General features: G+C 44.5%; 14 protein-coding genes. All 14 read left to right on the top strand.

The features are described 5' to 3' along the window. The first annotated feature begins 6 nt into the window (after positions 1–6). The 14 genes from OEV42_00910 (at position 7) to OEV42_00845 (ending at position 17857) form a co-directional block, all read left to right on the top strand. Complete coding sequence (locus OEV42_00910) at positions 7–1674, top strand: chemotaxis protein CheA (GenBank protein MDH3972811.1); 1668 nt, start codon at positions 7–9, stop codon at positions 1672–1674. A 251-nt stretch (positions 1675–1925) separates the two neighbouring features. Beyond that, positions 1926–3923, top strand: coding sequence for a methyl-accepting chemotaxis protein (locus OEV42_00905; protein ID MDH3972810.1), 1998 nt, complete (start codon positions 1926–1928; stop codon positions 3921–3923). Positions 3924–3934: 11 nt separating this feature from the next. Next, a complete protein-coding gene (locus tag OEV42_00900; protein ID MDH3972809.1) occupies positions 3935–4660 on the top strand; it encodes a chemotaxis protein CheW in 726 nt (241 codons plus the stop codon). Between the two features lie 45 nt (positions 4661–4705). Then, positions 4706–5464 carry a ParA family protein gene (locus tag OEV42_00895; protein MDH3972808.1) on the top strand — a complete coding sequence of 253 codons (759 nt, stop codon included), beginning with the start codon at positions 4706–4708 and terminating at the stop codon, positions 5462–5464. Beyond that, entirely contained in the window at positions 5452–5937 is a 486-nt protein-coding gene (locus OEV42_00890; GenBank protein MDH3972807.1) for a hypothetical protein, read from the top strand. Before OEV42_00895 ends, OEV42_00890 begins: the two co-directional genes overlap by 13 nt. Positions 5938–6053: 116 nt before the next feature. Further along, positions 6054–8837, top strand: coding sequence for an ATP-binding protein (locus OEV42_00885; protein MDH3972806.1), 2784 nt, complete (start codon positions 6054–6056; stop codon positions 8835–8837). Between the two features lie 158 nt (positions 8838–8995). Then, positions 8996–9367, top strand: a complete 372-nt coding sequence (locus OEV42_00880; GenBank protein MDH3972805.1) for a response regulator — start codon at positions 8996–8998, stop codon at positions 9365–9367. Positions 9368–9384: 17 nt separating this feature from the next. After that, complete coding sequence (locus OEV42_00875; protein ID MDH3972804.1) at positions 9385–10776, top strand: response regulator; 1392 nt, start codon at positions 9385–9387, stop codon at positions 10774–10776. An 82-nt stretch (positions 10777–10858) separates the two neighbouring features. Further along, the gene (locus OEV42_00870) at positions 10859–12430 is read left to right on the top strand and encodes an ATP-binding protein (protein ID MDH3972803.1); all 1572 of its coding nucleotides are present in this window, start codon (positions 10859–10861) and stop codon (positions 12428–12430) included. Positions 12431–12522: 92 nt separating this feature from the next. Continuing rightward, the gene (locus tag OEV42_00865) at positions 12523–13563 is read left to right on the top strand and encodes a chemotaxis response regulator protein-glutamate methylesterase (GenBank protein MDH3972802.1); all 1041 of its coding nucleotides are present in this window, start codon (positions 12523–12525) and stop codon (positions 13561–13563) included. A 180-nt stretch (positions 13564–13743) separates the two neighbouring features. Continuing rightward, a complete protein-coding gene (locus OEV42_00860) occupies positions 13744–14754 on the top strand; it encodes a hypothetical protein (protein MDH3972801.1) in 1011 nt (336 codons plus the stop codon). 3 nt (positions 14755–14757) lie between these two features. Next, positions 14758–15567 carry an ATP-dependent sacrificial sulfur transferase LarE gene (larE, locus tag OEV42_00855; GenBank protein MDH3972800.1) on the top strand — a complete coding sequence of 270 codons (810 nt, stop codon included), beginning with the start codon at positions 14758–14760 and terminating at the stop codon, positions 15565–15567. A 48-nt stretch (positions 15568–15615) separates the two neighbouring features. Then, on the top strand, positions 15616–17454 hold the full coding sequence (locus tag OEV42_00850; protein ID MDH3972799.1) for a response regulator: 1839 nt from the start codon (positions 15616–15618) through the stop codon (positions 17452–17454). A gap of 31 nt (positions 17455–17485) precedes the next feature. Continuing rightward, on the top strand, positions 17486–17857 hold the full coding sequence (locus OEV42_00845) for a response regulator (GenBank protein MDH3972798.1): 372 nt from the start codon (positions 17486–17488) through the stop codon (positions 17855–17857).

Genomic DNA, 17857 nt, shown 5'->3' with positions numbered 1-17857 from the left:
TAGGAGATGAGCGAAGATAATAATATTCCTGATCTAAGTGAACTCTATGGTGAGTTTGTTTCCGAAAACAAGGAAATTCTGGAAAAACTGTCTAAAGAACTGGTCAGTTTTGAAAACTCTCCCGGAGATAAGGATATTATTAACAGTCTTTTCCGCCTGGCTCATACCCTTAAGGGCAATGCCGGTTTCATTGGCCTTACGGCCCTTGGCGATATTTCGCACAAAATAGAAAATGTTCTTGAAAGCTTAAGAGAAGGAACCCTCCCTTTTTTTCCCGAAATAATCGATACTTTCTTTGATTCCCTCGATCTCGCTAACAGGCTTCTTGAAGATTTTATATCAGGAAGTGAAGAAGCGGGAGATATTTCCGGCATAATGAGCAAGCTGGAAAAGTTATTAGAGGGCCCCCCGGCAGATTTCAAGGAAGAGACTGCCGCCGCTCATGTGGACGAAAAAGATATACCGCAGCAGAGTGAAGAGACTGCTGCCGGGCCTGAAGGCCGTGACAGCGCTTCCATGCGGGTAAACACAGTCCGTCTCGACAGGATGGTAAACCTTGTGGGAGAACTGACGGCGGGACGGAGCAGGCTTCTCCAGATAAGTAATGAACTCAAAAATGACGGACTTTCGGAGATTGCTTCTTACATCGATACTATTGCGGCTCAGCTTCAGGATGAAGTGCTGGGAATAAGGATGGTTCCTGTTAAAGACCTTTTTGGCAGGTTTTACAGGCTTGTGAGAGATACGGGCCGTTCCCTTGGAAAGGACGTTAAGCTCGTTACTGAAGGGGAGGAGACGGAACTCGATAAAAGTGTTATCGAGTTCCTTTATGATCCTCTTGTTCATCTTGTTAGAAACTGTATCAGTCACGGTATTGAAAGTGAAGGTGAACGTTTGAAGCTCGGTAAGAGCAAGTCGGGAACTATCATTCTCAATGCTTACCATGAACATAACAGTATCTATATTGAAGTCAGGGATGACGGCAATGGGCTCGATGTGGGAAAAATAAAGGAAAAGGCCCTTGAAAAAGGAATAGTGAGCGCTGAAGATGCCCGAAACATGAATGATGATGAAGCGGCAAAACTCATCTTTTTTTCCGGTTTCACTACGGCATCAGGCGTCGATTCCGTCTCAGGCAGAGGTGTCGGTATGGATGTGGTCAAATCGAATATCGAAAAGATCGGCGGTCATGTGAGACTGGCCTGGGAAGAGGGCCTTGGCACGACTATTACCGTCAGGGTTCCGCTTACGCTTGCCATTGTTCAGCTATTCCTTGTGAGAGAAGGAATGCACATATTCGGCATTCCCATGTCTTACGTCGATGAGACGATAATGATCCCTGATGAAAGTTTTGAATATGTTAAGGGAGAAAAAATCTACATGCTAAGGCACCAGCCCGTGCCTGTCGTTAGCCTGTCGGACCTGTTCGGTATGGAAAAATTCTCAGGTCTCTGGGAGGGGACGATGAATGCCGTTATACTGAACCAGATGGGTGTCAGGGCGGGCCTTATTATTGATGAATTCATGGGTAAGGTGGAGACGGTCATCAAACCGCTTGGAAACTTTATTGAAAGGCTTGCTTCACCTCCTGAGGGGATCTCCGGCGCCAGCATCCTCGGCAGCGGAGAGCTTGTGCTTGTTCTCGATGTGCCGGCTTTATGGAAGGGATTGTAATGTTAATATCCAGTCAGTGTTGTTCCGTTAGAAATTTGCAAGGATTAATATTTAGGATAATTAATCTGATAAATCTGCCATTTCGAGCCGGAGGTTTCTGAGAGGTGTGAGGAGAAACCTTAAAGATCTCTCACTGCATTCGAGAGAAGGCTTTCTCCGCTTATTTGAAACGAAACACGGCTGTAATTGCCAAAGCGGACAGCGCTGAAATTTAGTCATTATTAAACGTTGTTTTTATGAAGGAGGAGAGCATGTCTTTTCTGAACAATCTCAAAATCAGGAGCAAACTGGCATTGATGATGTTTTTTCCGCTTGCCGGGTTGCTCTATTTTTCGTCCAGCGGGATTCTGGAAAAATACCAGCTTTCCAGGGATATGCACGATCTGGAGCTTCTTTCCCAACTTGCCGTAAAGATCAGCGCCCTTGTTCATGAGACACAGAAGGAGAGGGGAAGAACGGCAGGCTACCTGGGCAGCAAAGGGACCCGCTTTGTCAGTGAAATTTCGGTGCAGCGCAGTTTGACTGATGCAAAAATCGCAAGTTTGAAAGTTTTTTTGAAGACTTTTAATGGTGGCAAATTAAGTAAAGAGTTTAAAGAGGCATTTGACAAGGGGATGGTTTTTCTTGATGTGATCGAGAAAAAAAGAAACCTCGTCAGTGAACTTGATTTATCGGCCAGGGAGGCCATTGGCTGGTATACGGATATGAATGCCGCATTCCTTGATTCCATCGGCTTTATCGGTAAAATAAGCAAAAATGCCGAACTCTCCACCTTGATTACCGCTTATGTCAATTTCCTTCAGGGAAAGGAAAGGGCAGGTATTGAAAGGGCTGTTATGAGCAGTACCTTTGCCGCCGATCATTTTGACCCCGGAATGTACAGCAAGTTCATGTCTCTTGTCGAGGCCCAGAACACCTATATGCGGGTATTTCTCGGGTTCGCCCCTGCCGAACAAAAAGAATATTACCGGAGCAAGCTTCAAGGTGAATATGTGAGTGAAGTCCTTAGAATGAGGAAAGTAGCTATTGAAAAAGCGGCGACAGGTTCCTTCGGTATTGCTCCCGGTTACTGGTTCAAGATGATTACCGGCAAAATTAACCTGTTAAAGGAAGTGGAAGACAAACTTTCAACAGACCTTTATGCCAAAGCGAAAGAATTTCGTCAAAATGCTTCTTTAGCTCTTGTGAGATACATAATCATTACCGTTTTTGCCTTTCTTTTTGCCATCATAGCCGCTTATTTTATTAATAGTGGTATTACGACACCTGTTATTATGCAGCGAAAATCGATGGAGGAACTCGCTTCAGGCGGCGGCGATCTTACACTCCGTGTCGATGTGGCAGGGAGCGATGAAGTTGCTCAGGCTTCTATGGCCTTTAACAAGTTTATGGATGGCCTTCAGGAAATGATCAGAGACATTAAAGAGGCGGCAAACAGTATTGCCTCTGCCTCCGAGCAGATATCGAGTTCGACGGAAGAACTGGCGGCGGGGGTCGATAACCAGTCGAGACAATCCGCTGAAATTGGCTCGGCCATAGAAGAGATGGCATCATCCGTGCAAGCTACATTTGCCAATTCCCAGAAATCACTTGAAGTTTCAAAAAAAACCTCTGAAACGGCTGCCAGGGGGGGGCAGATTGTTTCAAATACAATGGAGGGAATGTCGAGGATCGAGTATGCCGTTTCCGAGTCCAGTGAAAAGGTCCAGGGACTGGGTGAACGTTCCAGGCAAATTGGTAAGATCGTCGAAGTTATTAAAGAGATCGCGGCCCAGACAAATCTGCTTGCCTTGAATGCCGCCATTGAGGCGAACAGAGCCGGCGAGCATGGGCGCGGTTTTGAGGTTGTTGCTGAAGAAATCAGGAAGCTTGCCGAAAAGTCGGCCGATTCCACAGTCCGGATTACTGAAATTGTGGAAGAAATCCAGGGCGATACGTCGGCAACGGTTGCTTCAATGACGGGTGTTACCAATGAGGTGTCGGAGGGGAGCAAGCTCTCTAATGATACGGGTGAGGCGCTCCAGCATATTATTAACCAGGTTAAGGAGACTGTCGATTCCATTGAAATGGTTGCCGAAGCTTCCAAACAGCAGGCCGCTGTTTCCGATGAGGTGGCTGTGTCAATGGAGAATATCGCCACCATTATCAAAGAGACGGCTGCAAGCTCTGAAGAAATTGCGCAGACTTCACAGGAGCTTGCCAGACTGGGAGATAACCTGAGACGACTTACGGAGCGTTTTAAAATATAGAGGGATGGTTTATGACGGACGGGGAAGATAAAGAAAATATTTCGTCAGGAGCGGTTTTAAAGTTTATCACTTTTGGTCTTGGCCGTGAAAAGTTCGGCATCTCCATAGATGAAGCCAGGGAGATCATTGCCGATTATAACATCGTTCCACTTCCCAGGTCTCCTGAGTTTATCGAGGGGATAATCAGCCTGAGAGGGGATATTATTCCTATAGTCGATATGAGGGCCAGGTTTGAAATGGCGCCGGGAGAAAGGGACGAAGAGACGCGAATTATCGTCCTTGAAATGCAGGACTTTTCCGTAGGTATCCAGGTTGATAAGGTCTATGAGGTGCTTAAATTGCCGGAAGATACTATTGAACCGCCACCGAAGCTGGTTGGAGGATTAAAAGGGGATTACATTGATGGTGTAGTCGAGGTTAAAGACAAGTTGACTATAATACTTAATCTTGATGAGATTTTTTCTGCTACCGAAAAGATTGTCATGAAAGAGGGGCTCGGGCTGAAAGGCCCCCTCCCCGCTGAAAGATCTGAAGAGCCGGCTTCTGTTGAGGCGGAAACTAAAAAGAGCAGTGAGCCCCCCTCTTACAAGGTTTCTTCATCGGGCCAGATAAGTATTCGGGGAAAAAGTTATTATATCGGGAAAAAGCATATAGGGGCCATGGTAAACATTTTTGAGGATAATGAAAAGATGGTTGTCTGTAAAGAGGGCGAAAATATAAAGGAATTTGAGACTTAACCTGGAAACCATGCCCAACTACCGTTTCCGGGTTTAAAGGCACAAATGGCTGAAATTATTTCAATAGCGAATCAGAAGGGAGGCTGCGGTAAGACGACAACGGCTGTCAATCTTTCTGCGGCGCTAGCAGTTGCAGGCAAAAAAGTCCTGCTCATCGATATGGACCCCCAGGGGAGTTCATCGCTTACCTTTGGAATTAATATCGAAGATATTGTTATTTCCATGACAGATATCCTCCTCGATGATGATGTTGATTTTAAATACAATATTTTTAAAAAAGGTAATATTCATATTGCGCCTTCCACCATGTCACTTCACAGGGCGGAACTTGAAATGATGGAAATGGACCGTCATGAAGAACGGCTTAAAAGGAAGATAGCCCAGGTAGAGGGCTACTATGATTTTATTATTATCGACTGTCCGCCGAGAATGGGTGTTCTCGTATCCAATGCCCTCATGGCAAGCAAGTGGATCATTGTTCCTGTCGATGTAGGTTTTTATTCTCTTGTGGGCCTGAGACTGGTGCTTAAAAAAATTGAAGAGATAAAGGAACTTAATGAAAGGCTTGAAATCATGGGCTTTCTGGTCATCCGCTATGATAACAGGAACATGCTTTCAAGGGAGGTGCTCCATAAACTTGAAAGCTCATTTCCCGGCAAAGTTTTCAAATCATTTATCAGGCCTAATATAAGACTGGCTGAATCACCCAGTTACCAGAAAACGATTTTCGAATATGACAAAGGCAGTAACGGCGCACAGGATTATTACAGCATGTCAAAAGAGGTAATTAAATGGGTAAAATAAAAGGCGGACTCGGTGATGCATCTCTCATTTCCGATTTGACAAAACCGATTACCTTTCATATTTCGGAATCTCTGGAACCGCCGCCTGTCTATGAAAGACGCAAAAAGATTCCTGCCCCTGATGTTGAAAAAAAAGAAGATGAACTTGCAGGGATTATCCTTAAAAAGGCGGCTTCAGTTCTTGATGAGCGAGGAAATATAAAGGTCATTTTTTATGTCGAAGGAAGGAGTGAAGCCCTTCTTCTCGAGACTGTTGACAATGGGAAATGCCGGCCCCCGTCTGTCATATTACCTGCGCGGCGTAAAGGAGAATTTGATACCATACCATGGCAGGACTCTTCTTTCTCAGCTATGGATATGAAGGATATATTGGATGATCTCTCTCCTTCTATTAAAAGGATAGAGCTTATTTCAGAGGCCATTTTTTTGAACTTTTCCTCGCTCCATGATTTTTATGAATGGCTGGAAATATGATTTATTTGTGGATTTATTGAAAGCCTCAGCTTTGTTGTATGAGTTATTATTTTCTTTATAAGGCAAGAAAGGGTGCCTGACGGTTCCCTTTAGAATTTAACTGTTAGCGTCTAATTATGAAAATTCGCACCAGATTAATTTTAACGCTCTTTTTCCTCGGCATCATTCCGCTTCTCGTCAGCGGATATGTGAGTTACAGGGCAGCAAGAAAAGGGGTCGCCCAGGAAATAAAGAAACGTTTCACTATTATGCCGGCCCCGGCCGGTCACAGGATAGATCATCTTCTTTATTTCAGGTATAACGATACTTACATTCATTCCATGTTGCCTCTTATGCGTGAAGAAGGAAAAAACCGGGAAAAATCAGATTTTTTCAAAATGGTAAAAGAGCGCTATACGCCCTATGCGTGGCTCGGCCTGATCGATAAAAGAGGGACTGTCATCGCTTCAAGTGATGAATCGGGTATGGGGGCTTTTATGGGAGATGATTCCTGTTTCCGGAAGCTGCTCTCACAACTGAATTCTCCTGATGGGAAGGCGCCCCATGTCATTTTTGGCGATCCTCACATGTCAGGACTTTCGGAACCTGTTCCCGTCATCGATTTTTGTGCGCCCGTCTATGATTACCGGGGGGATTTCAAGGGAGTGATTCATAATGATATCAAACTGTCAGCCGTTGCCGCCCATATAATCGATCTTAATGTTCCCCATGGAGAAGTATTTCTCCTTTCCCATGATAATATCATCCTGGCAGATCTTAAGGGCGCAAGGACTGCTTTTAACGACTATGCCGATGATTTGCCCGGTGTTGGCGCAATTATTGATTCTATAGAAGAAAATAAATTCTTTGAGGGAGAAAAATACCTGGCCTTCATGTCAAAACTCAAAGGATACTATAATTTCCCCGGTATGGACTGGAAAATTTTAGCGCTCCAGGATCGTGAAAGCCTTTACACAGAGGCCGAGGCGCTGGCAAAGTTTTTTGTCTGGCTTACCCTGTCGGGAAGCGTGGGATTTATTGTTATTGCCCTTTTAATTGCCCGTCGTATTACAAATCCTATCGAAAAGATTCTCCGCTTTCTGAAGGGTCTTAAGGGAGTGGAAGACCTTGTTGAACAGGATTTGCGGACTAATGATGAAATTCTCATATTAGAAAGAAGCATCCGGAATATGTTCGACAGGCTCAGTGAACAGAAGCTGGAACTGGAAGATGCCAACCTCAGGCTGGAGAAGAATAACAAAGAGCTTGCCGATCAGAGTAAAGCCGTTTCCGCTTATAACGATCTCCTTTATGTTATACTCCAGTCGAACGTAAAGGAAGATGTGGGGAAAGGCTTCCTGGAAAATATTTCCGACTATCTTCAGGCAGAGGGAGGGATTGTCTTTTATGGTTCCCGCAAAGGGAGAAAAATGGAAAACCTTGCAACTGCCGGCAGGGTGGAAGATATTTCTTTAATCAATGCCGGTTCCGGTGTAATGGGCGAAGTGTTTGAAAGCAATAAAAGTATTGACGGGGTGTTAAGTGAGCTTGGGCAGGACGATGAAGTGAGACGTCTTTTTTCTTCTCACAAGCCGTACAAAATAGTTTGTGCCCCTGTCGTGGGGGGGGACATGCAGGTGAGGGGCCTCCTCCTGTTCGGTAAAGATCATTTTTTTGATAAAGAACTTGAGTTTGTTAATTTTGCGTCTTTTCTTCTCGGTATCGGTATTGAAAAGGTGGCTGCAGAAGAGAAACTGAAAGAACTGGCCAGTGATCTTAAGCTTAAAAGTGATATGCTTGGTAAAAAGAATGAAGAACTTCTTCAGGTAGACCAATTAAGAGGGGAATTTATTTCTCTCGTTTCACATGAGCTTAGGACCCCGCTCAATGCAATTATCGGTTTCTCGGAAATACTCCTCGATTCACTTGTTGGTGAATTGACGGTCAAGCAAAAGGAATGCGTTGGTGATATACTGGGCAGTGGACTCCACCTTCTGCAGATTGTCAACGATATTCTCGATCTGTCCAAAATAGAGGCAGGGTATATTGAAATTGAAAAAGAAATGTTTAATGTAGAAAATGAAGTAAGGGTGTTCATCAGGACGATAAGCCCTCTGGCAGAGAAAAAGAGCCAGCAGATAAAGCTGGATGTCGATTCAGATGTGGAGTCCATGACTTCTGACAGGGGAAAGCTGGGGCAGGTGCTGCTTAACCTCCTGAGCAATGCAAGCAAATTCAGCGGGGAAAATCAGAGCATAGAGGTTCGTGTAAAACGGGAAGGAAATGCCGTCGAATTTTCAGTTAAAGATTATGGAATAGGCATTGATTCTAAAAATATAGAAAAGCTTTTCAAGCCCTTTGTCCAGGTAGACAGTTCCCATTCCAGGAATTATGAAGGAACGGGGCTCGGTCTGGTCATTTGTAAAAAGCTGGTTGACGTTCTGGGAGGGACTATATGGTTTGAAACCAGGGCAGGTTCGGGAAGTATTTTTTACTTTACCCTTGAAGACTCTGTCTCCGCAGAGATTGCCGATAGCTCTTCTTATGTGGCGCCCCGGTCTTTTTTCAGCAAGTTTGAAGAAGAAATCAGAAAAGGGCGGCTCAAGGACTCTTTACCGGCCAGGCTTGTGCTTATTTTTCAGCCCGGTAAGGGGGGGAACAAAAAACTGTGCAAAGAGCTTGAAGAAGATGGTTATGAGGTGATAATGTTTTATAATGAGGATGAATTATTGCGGGCGGCAAAGATGCTTATGCCTGATGCTGTTACACTTAATTTTCTTCAAGCCGCGGCAGATGACAGGGAATTGATTGAAAAGCTGGAAAAAGAGTTAGAGCCCTCGCAGATTCCTGTTATTCTGCTGACAGAAGAAAAGGGGGAGGGGGAATCGCTGTCTGAAAAATTGGCAAGGAGACTGTCGTAGGAGACCGCAGCGGGGGAAAGAACTTTCCCGCAGCAGACTTGACCTGAGTCCGAAAGGCTCCGGGCCTTGTCAATGGTTGAATCTCCGGCCCCGGGAATGGATATGGATTTATATTTATTACAAAATGAATTGAACGCTAAATAGTAAAGAGGTGAAAAGTGGATAATGAAAGAAAAAAAATATTGATTGTCGAAGATAATCCATCGAATCTGAAACTATTCAAGCTTGTTCTGGAACCTATAAATTGTGAAATTGTTGAGGCTTATGATGGTATACAGGCTCTGGAAGTGGCTCAAGAGAGTTTGCCCGATATTATACTGATGGATATACAAATACCGAGGCTCGATGGTCTTGAAGTCACAAAAAAATTGCGGCAGATGAAACAATTTGCCCATACCCCCATTATTGCTCTTACCGCTTTTGCCATGGAGCGGGATGAAAAAGCAGGGCTTGAGGCGGGGTGCAATGATTATATTACCAAACCCTTCAATACGGCAAAATTTCTTGAAGTATTAAAAAAGTATCTTTAAGAGAATAAGGTTTTTTTATGAAAAGAATTCTTGTTGCCGACAAAGATAAACAGACCGTTAAAATGGTTTCTACCATGTTGACTCTGGAGGGCTATCAGGTTGCGGCTACTTCAAATGCGGAGGAGTTTTTGCCCCTGGTAAGCTCTCTTTCACCGCATGTCATTCTTCTCGATTATCTTCTTCAGCAGATACTGGGAGAGACCATTTTATCTGATATAAAAGCGTGTGATGTAAATACGGAAATTATCCTCATGACTACCTATGGAACGGATTTTCAGGTGGCTGAAATGCTTGATAAAGGCCTTAGTGAATATCTGGTCAAGCCTTTCTCCAAGGGTGAACTCCTTCAGGCTGTTGAAAGCTCAATCTATGCCAGGGAGAATGTTGAGAAGGATTCCAGGGTGCCTAAACTCTTGCTTTCAGCGGAAAACAGGAGTGAAATGAAAGTGCTTGAAAAAGCGGTCGGGGAATTCGGCTATTGTGAAAGTATATTGCTGAGGCACGCCCTGTCACATCTTTCGAAGAACCGGTACGATGTTTGGGTTGCAGATGTTTCTGTGGCAGATGTGGATATTATCGAATTAATCAGGAAAATATCTTTAAGAAGTCCCGGTACGGATATCATTTTTCTTGCCGACAGTGACGATATTTCATTGGTAAAAAATGTAATCAGGGAAGGCGCTTTCGATTGTCTTTTTAAACCTTTGTCGGAAAGAGAACTTGAAAAAACGTTGAGTGAGCTTTTTCAAAAGAGAAGGAAAAGAAGCATAGAGAGTCTTAAAAAGAAATTTGAAAGAGAGCTTAAGAAAAACAGGGAACAGCTTGATTATATTGTCGGCATTGTTGAGTCCATGGTATTTGCCCTGGAGACAAAGGACAGGTATACAAGGGGGCATTCGGAGCGGGTCACCATGTTTGCCATAGAAGTGGCCAAGGCAATGAAGCTTGATAAATCCTTCGTAGAAATGTTAAGGCATGCGTCGAGACTTCACGATATCGGAAAGATAGGAATCAATGACAGTATTCTTAAAAAACCTTCAAGGCTGACCGATGAAGAACAGAGCATCATGAAGAGCCATCCTGTTGTCGGTGAGAGCATTTTAAAGCCCGTCAGATATCTTTCCTCCCTTTTACCTGCCGTAAGGCATCATCATGAGCGCTATGACGGCACCGGTTATCCCGACAAACTCAGGGAAGAGGGTATCCCTCTCGAAGCACGGATAATTTCTGTCGTTGATGCCTTTGATGCCATGAGATCGAACAGGCCTTACAGGGACAAGATCGATATGATACCTGTTATGGATGAACTGGAAAGGTGTGCCGGCACACAGTTTGACCCTCATGTGGTGAAAGTGTTTCTTTCGCTCGTTGAGAATGAAAGCATGTTTGAAGAGGCTTATAATCTGTAAGTGCCGTCAGGAGTAATTCATGAAAAACAGTCTAAATGCAATGACTTTAAAAAATATTAACCAACACCAAAAAGGCTGAAACTTGAGAAAGAAAATAAGAAATTATGCAATATTAATGGTTATCCTGGTGCTATGGATGAGCGCCTCTGTTTTATGGACTTCCATGTCGATGTTTTCCGATTATGAAAAGGTTATTGAAAAGGAAAGAAACCATAAAAACTATCATTACTTTCTTATTGAATTTAATAAATCCCGGGAAGAGTTGTATAAATATGAGGCGGGATACAGTGCAGACCTTGGCAGATTCATGCAAACCGCTGAGGTGTCGAAGGAAATGCTCAAAAAAACGACAAAAGATGAAGCCCCCCCGGAACTTAAAGCTCAGTGGGATAGAATTGAGAGCGCTTTTACGGATTACATAAAGGATGCTAATGAATTTGTCTTATCGGGAGATGAAAAAAATAAAAAAGAGAAAATAAAAGCCATATCCGGCCTGGGGGATATTATTAGCGAATCCATGCAAGAGGTTGATAACATATCTGAAGAGATTATTACCGACAGTTATGCTGCCGACAGCTATGGCATGAAAATAACCAAAATCATCATTATACTGAGTATTGCCGTTATCATCATCAGTACCGTTCTTATCATTGTTTACCTGAGGTCTACAATTCTAGGACCTTTTCAGAAGTTCATCGACTCTGTCGACGATGTTGCAAAAAGCGGGGACCTTGGCCTTAGAATGGACGTTCCCAATGATGATGACCTGTCCAGGCTGGCTGAAAGATTTAATGATATGATGGACAATCTTGAAAAATGGGACCACGAATTGAAGCGAAACTATGTGGAGCTTCAGAAGGCGAATAATGAACTTCGAAATTCCTATGGCAACCTGGAAAATGTGACTGCCGAACTGGAAGAAAAGTCCCAGGAACTTTCCGAAGCAAATGAAGAGTTAAAGAGCATAGACAGGTTAAAAAATGAATTTATGCAGACCGTATCTCATGAATTGAGAACCCCTCTTACGCCGGTTATGGGCTATCTGGAACTTTTTCTAAATAATGATCTCGGCAAGATGACTCCCACCCAGTTTGAAATAATGAATGATATGTATCATTGCAGCCGCCGCCTCGGTTTTGTTATTGATTCTCTTTTGGAAATGCTTTCTCTCCAGGAAGAGCAGCATACGGAAAAGTTTGAATTAATAGAACCCGAATCGATAGTAAGGGAGCTTGAGAACCCCTTTATGGAAGATGCCAAAGAGAACAGACTCAAGTGTACCGTCGTCTGCCAGGATAACCTGGGCAACATTAGCGGTGCCAGGAAGAAATTGCTTCTCATGGTTCACCATTTACTCACAAATGCCGTAAAGTTTACACCTGAAGGTGGCGATGTGAGTTTTGAAACGAGACAGAGCGGCAAGAATGTAGAATTTATTATAAAAGATAACGGCATAGGCATTAATGATGAAAAGTTGAAAAGAATCTTTGAGCCTTTCCTTCAGGTTGACAGTTCCATGACAAGAGGCTATGAAGGAATCGGACTGGGACTGGCGCTTGTTAAAAGGATCGTTGAGATGCACCAGGGGAAGATCCAGATAGAAAGCCAGGAAGGCGTTGGGGCCGTATTTACCGTCTTCATCCCTGTTGTATAGGCGCTTTTTGTCAGAGAGAAAATTTTTTTATCTTGAGGGGGGAACGCCTCCCCCTTTTTTTGTCTTTAAAGGATTTCAGGGCAGGTAAAATTGTGGCTGTAAAAGTAATGATTGTTGATGATTCAAACTTTATGAGAAAGGCGACGGCTGCTATTCTGGCTTCTCATTCAAGGATAGAGGTAGCTTCTCTTCTTGGAAGCGGTGAGGAGGCATTACGCATGTTAGACAGTGTTAATCCCGATGTTATTACGCTTGACTTTAATCTCCCCGGTATGAACGGTCTCGAAACGCTGGAAAAAATCATGGAAATAAAACCGACGCCTGTCATTATGTTTAGCGGCTGTACGGAGAAAGGGGCGGATGTCGCGCTTAAGGCGCTTAATAAGGGCGCCATCGACTTTGTGGCGAAACCACAGGGCTGTTTGTCTCTCGATCTTTCCGCTGTTCGAGATGAACTGATTGAAAAGGTCCTTGCCTCGGTACTTGCAAAAGCCAGGATGAGGAAAAAAAGGGTTGAAGTCCGGCAAGTTTTGAAAATGCCCAAAGGAGCCAAGCTGGACAGTCCCCGCGAATCGATTCTTTTTATCGCTTCCTCTACCGGTGGTGTTCAGGCGCTGGGCAAGATCATTCCACTGCTTCCTGCCGCTTTTCCCATGCCTGTTGTCATCGTTCAGCATATGCCGCCGCTTTTTACCCGGTCTCTGGCAACAAGCCTTGATTCGATGAGTTCTTTAAAGGTGAAAGAGGCGCAAGACGGTGATGTCCTGTCATCGGGAAGCGCCTATATTGCTCCCGGAGGGTGGCATCTCAAGATTTTTAAAAGAGGATTGAAAAAAAAAATAAAGCTTGATAAAGAACCGGCGGGGAGTTCATTAAAGCCCTGTGCCGATGTATCTCTGGCAACCATTGCATCTGTTTACGGTAAAAACAGTCTCTGTGTTATCCTCACCGGCATGGGTGATGACGGTACTAAGGGCGCTGCTCTTATAAAAAAAGCAGGCGGCAGGGTACTTGCCCAGGATGAGGCCACTTCGACAATATACGGCATGCCAAGGTCCGTTATCCAGGCGGGGCTTGCTGAAGCTGCATTGCCTCTTGAAAAAATCTTGAACCACATCATTAATCTGCTCTGACTTTCCGGGTTGATATTTAATTGATGAACCCTTTATTAAAGAAGCCTGACCGCCCTTTTCCCTGTGCCAAATGATGGACAAAACTTTTGACACTGCCCTAAAAATTAAATACTATAGGTATTTATCTTTGTTTGCTTGTTTTGCATAGACCATCTTTTATTGTTAATATTTAAGGAGAAAATGAACAGAAAAGCTATTGCACTTATGTCGGGAGGCCTTGACAGCACACTTGCCGTCAAGCTTGTTGTCGAACAGGGGATAGAGGTTGTGGCCCTAAATTTTAAAAGTCCTTTTTGCCTCTGCGACGGCAATATGGCCGGTGGCGGCTGCAATTCTCATGCGCAGACGGCTGCCGGTCAGCTTGGCATTGAGGTTAAGGTTGTCCATAAGGATCTCGGTTATCTCGATGTGGTTAAAAACCCCAGGTTCGGTTATGGGAGCGCTATGAATCCTTGTGTTGACTGCCGTATTTATACATTTCAGAGTGCGAAAAAGTATATGGAAGAATGTGGCGCTTCTTTTATCATTACAGGAGAAGTATTGGGACAAAGACCTATGTCGCAGAGAAAGGACCCCATGTTTCTCATCGAAAGGGAAAGCGGCCTTGAAGGGCTTATCCTGCGTCCCCTTTCTGCCGGGCTTCTCCCCCCTACCATCCCGGAAAAGACGGGCATTATCGATAGGGAAAAACTGCTTTCCATACAAGGCCGGTCAAGGAAGGAGCAAATTAAGGTTGCCGACGATTATAAAATCGAGGATTACCCCTGTGCTTCGGGAGGATGCCTGCTCACGGAAAAGAACTTTGCTTCAAGGTTAAAGGATTCCTTCGGTCATAAGGAAAAACAGAGTTGGACCGATGTTAAGCTGTTGACGGTGGGAAGGCATTTCAGGCTGGGAGAAAATACAAAGGCCGTTGTGGGAAGGAATGAAATGGAAAACAGACGAATTGCTTCAATTGGGAGAAAGGGGACCTTACTGACACCTCATAATTTTTCAGGTCCCACCGTTTTTATTGACGGAGAAAATAATGACGGTATCATGGAAATGGCCGGAGGGCTTATGCTGCGCTTCAGCAAATTTGAAGGGGGAGATGTTGCCGAGGTGAAGTACCATTCGCCCCGTGGCGAGGGGATTTACCCCGTTTCCGGCCCATTGCCGGAGGCTGACGTCAATCGAATGTGGCTGCGTTGATCCATGGGCAGTCCTGAAGAGAAATATGAAAAATTAAAGACCCTTGTCCGAGACATGGGATCTCTTGTTGTTGCTTTTTCGGGAGGGGTTGACAGTACTTTTTTGCTAAAAGTATGCAGCGACATTCTGGGTGACAAGGTGCTTGCCGTTACGGCAACATCGCCCACTTATCCGGGGCATGAGTTTGAAGAAGCAAAAAAACTGGCCTCTTTCATTGGATGCAGGTATGAGGTTATCGAATCAAATGAACTGGAAATTTCCGGTTTTTCTGAAAACAGTCCGAGACGATGCTATTTTTGCAAGAGTGAACTTTTTGGATTGCTGAAAGAGAAGGCAGGTGATCTCGGTTATACCCATGTTGCTGACGGTGCTAACTGTGATGATTTAGGTGATTACAGGCCGGGAAGAGATGCAGCAAAGGAACTCGGCGTCAGGAGTCCTCTTGTTGAAGCCGGTATGACAAAAGAGGACATAAGACTTTTAAGCAGAGAACTGGGCCTTGCTACCTGGAATAAACCGTCTTTTGCCTGTTTGTCATCGAGATTTCCCTATGGTACGGGAATCACCTACGACAGGGTAAAGCGGGTAGAAAAGTGTGAAGATATTCTCAGGTCGCTTTCTTTCCGGCAATTCAGGGTAAGGTTTCACGATGATGTGGCAAGAATAGAGACGACAGTTGAAGATTTTGAGAAGTTTCTTTCTCCACCTGTGAGAGATGCCATTATCAAGGGATTTAAAGAGAACGGTTTTAGTTATATTTCACTTGATATTGAGGGCTACCGAACAGGAAGCATGAATGAAGCGATTGCCTGATTTTTTAGCCCGTATTTTTAAAAAGGAGATTAATTATTTTGGAGAATAATGAGTTTAGTCGGTAACCTTGAAGACCTGGGACTTGGTGATATCCTTCAGATTGTGAGCCTGAGCAGAAAATCCGGTATCCTTTTTCTGAATACTCCTGATAAGGAAGGCAAGCTTGTTTTTAAAGACGGGCAGGTTATCAGGGCCTTTTCAACGGATATTAACGAAGACCTTGCCGGTGTTCTCGTTGAACGGGGGTTGCTCGGCGCAGATCAGGCTTCCGAAACTGTCAGGCTTTATGAAGAAGGTGGCCGCCGGGAAAAGCTGGATAATATATTAACAGAGAAGTTTGGCATCGAGCAGGATAAAATTGATGAATTCAAAAAAGGCTGTATAGAAAAATCGGCTTATTCTCTTTTTGGATGGATATCAGGGAATTTTAATTTTGAATTAAAAGATGTTGATGAATATTTGACGGATGCCGACTTTTTTGTTTATGAGCATGGAATGAATCCACAATTTATTGCAATGGAAGGCACCCGCTTGCAGGATGAGTTAAGGCGGGACGGCGCTGCTGCCGGGGCGGCGGCGCCTGCCCCTGAGCCCGTTCCGGAAGCAGCGCCGGCAGTGGAAGCGCCCCCGCCGGTGGAACCGTCTTTTGCAGAAGAGGTTTTTCCTGAGGAGCCTGTTGAGGAAGTCCTTCCCGAAATTTCCGGTGAAGAAATAAAGGCCCTCCATGAGGAAACTGTGCCTGAAGAGCCGAAAGAGACGGTTCCTTCTGTAAAAGAGGAAATTTCTTTAGATAATATCAATAAAGGCGTTGTCATTATCGATGATGATCCTAATACACTTAATGTTATCAGAGATGGGCTAAGCAGCAGGGGATATGATGCTATCGTACAGGAAAAGACGGAATCAGCCCTTCATGTAATCAGTGAGCTAAGATCGACAGATGGCGCCGTCGTTGTCCTTGCAGACCTTATCATGCCGAGAATGGACGGGACGGGAATCCTTGGAGGCATTGAGACGCTCGAAATCTTAAGGGGCGGCTTTCCCGATATACCCGTTATACTCATGACCGACCACGTCAACCGTGATGCGGAAAAAAGGGCTGACGAAATGGGTGCTCATTCCTACATAGATAAACCCAAAAGAGCACAATTCGGTACGGAGTATGATCATGGCGCCGTTGAGAGTTTTCTTGACAAAGTTGCCTCTATTCTGGAACCCGCTTTTTCAGGAGAACTTAAAAAGGAAGAAGGGGGTATTCCCGCTGAAGCGTCAGGGCTTGTTGACCTTGCTGTGGGACTGGAAAAGGAGTTTGCCGCCGTTGGAGAGATTCTTCCTGAAGATGAAGGGCCGGCGCAACCTCCATCGAGCCCCGGCATATCCATTTTGAAATCGATGATAGAGGAATTAAACGGTCCCGAAGGCGGAAAGCAGATAACGCTTCTTACGCTCAGATTTGCAAGTGAACTTATGAACAGGTCCGTCATTTTTCTTGCCAAAAGTGACGGCTTCGAAGGGCTTGGCCAGTTCGGCATTGAACTGAAAGGAGAGATAGCGGAAAAGCGGGTGCGCTCCATGAAGATTTCAAAAGACATCCCTTCCATATTGAAAGATGTTACAGAAAGTCAACGAAGTATTACAAAAAAACTGGAAGACACGGAAGGTAACAGGTATATTATAGATAACCTTGGGGGCCATTATCCCTTCGAGTCCTACGCCGCCCCCATTATTGCCAATGACAAGGTTGCCGTCATTCTTTATTGTGACAATGTGCCTGAAGATAAGGAAATTGGTGATGCTTCGGCTCTGGATGTCTTTCTTATGCAGGCGGGGGTCGCCATGGAAAGGGCGCTTCTTGAAAGGAGAGTAAGTGAGATGTCTCATGCCTGATCTGATCTTCAACCCTGGAAAGGTAATGTAAATGGCAAAAAATGTGCTGATTGTTGAAGATTCTTCAACCATGCGTTCACTCATCGTTTCTACCGTGGAAATCCTCGATGATGTTGATGTCACTGAAACATCAAATGGCTTTGAAGCATTAAAAATACTCCCTCACAAGAAATTTGATCTCATTCTTACCGATATTAATATGCCCGATATAAACGGGCTCGAACTGGTCAAGTTTGTTAAAACCAATTCAGAATATAAGGAAATCCCGCTTATTATTATCTCTACGGAAGGGAGTGACAGGGACCGCCGGAGAGGGATAGATCTTGGGGCCAATGAGTATGTGATTAAGCCCTTCAAGCCGGAGCAGCTTCAAAACCTGATTGTTAAATACCTGGAACGCTAA

It is taken from the genome of Deltaproteobacteria bacterium (assembly GCA_029860075.1).
In the GTDB taxonomy this organism is placed as follows: Bacteria; Desulfobacterota; JADFVX01; order JADFVX01; family JADFVX01; genus JAOUBX01.
Note: the sequence above shows the minus strand (reverse complement) of the source record. Positions and strands in the feature narration are given on the sequence as shown.

Excerpts from the sequence above, each read along its gene's own strand:
- larE (MDH3972800.1), top strand. The coding sequence starts at position 14,758 with ATGGGCAGTCCTGAAGAGAAATATGAAAAATTAAAGACCCTTGTCCGA.
- OEV42_00900 (MDH3972809.1), top strand. The coding sequence starts at position 3,935 with ATGACGGACGGGGAAGATAAAGAAAATATTTCGTCAGGAGCGGTTTTA.
- OEV42_00890 (MDH3972807.1), top strand. The coding sequence starts at position 5,452 with ATGGGTAAAATAAAAGGCGGACTCGGTGATGCATCTCTCATTTCCGAT.
- OEV42_00845 (MDH3972798.1), top strand. The coding sequence starts at position 17,486 with ATGGCAAAAAATGTGCTGATTGTTGAAGATTCTTCAACCATGCGTTCA.
- OEV42_00850 (MDH3972799.1), top strand. The coding sequence starts at position 15,616 with ATGAGTTTAGTCGGTAACCTTGAAGACCTGGGACTTGGTGATATCCTT.
- OEV42_00910 (MDH3972811.1), top strand. The coding sequence starts at position 7 with ATGAGCGAAGATAATAATATTCCTGATCTAAGTGAACTCTATGGTGAG.
- OEV42_00905 (MDH3972810.1), top strand. The coding sequence starts at position 1,926 with ATGTCTTTTCTGAACAATCTCAAAATCAGGAGCAAACTGGCATTGATG.
- OEV42_00860 (MDH3972801.1), top strand. The coding sequence starts at position 13,744 with ATGAACAGAAAAGCTATTGCACTTATGTCGGGAGGCCTTGACAGCACA.
- OEV42_00885 (MDH3972806.1), top strand. The coding sequence starts at position 6,054 with ATGAAAATTCGCACCAGATTAATTTTAACGCTCTTTTTCCTCGGCATC.
- OEV42_00875 (MDH3972804.1), top strand. The coding sequence starts at position 9,385 with ATGAAAAGAATTCTTGTTGCCGACAAAGATAAACAGACCGTTAAAATG.
- OEV42_00895 (MDH3972808.1), top strand. The coding sequence starts at position 4,706 with ATGGCTGAAATTATTTCAATAGCGAATCAGAAGGGAGGCTGCGGTAAG.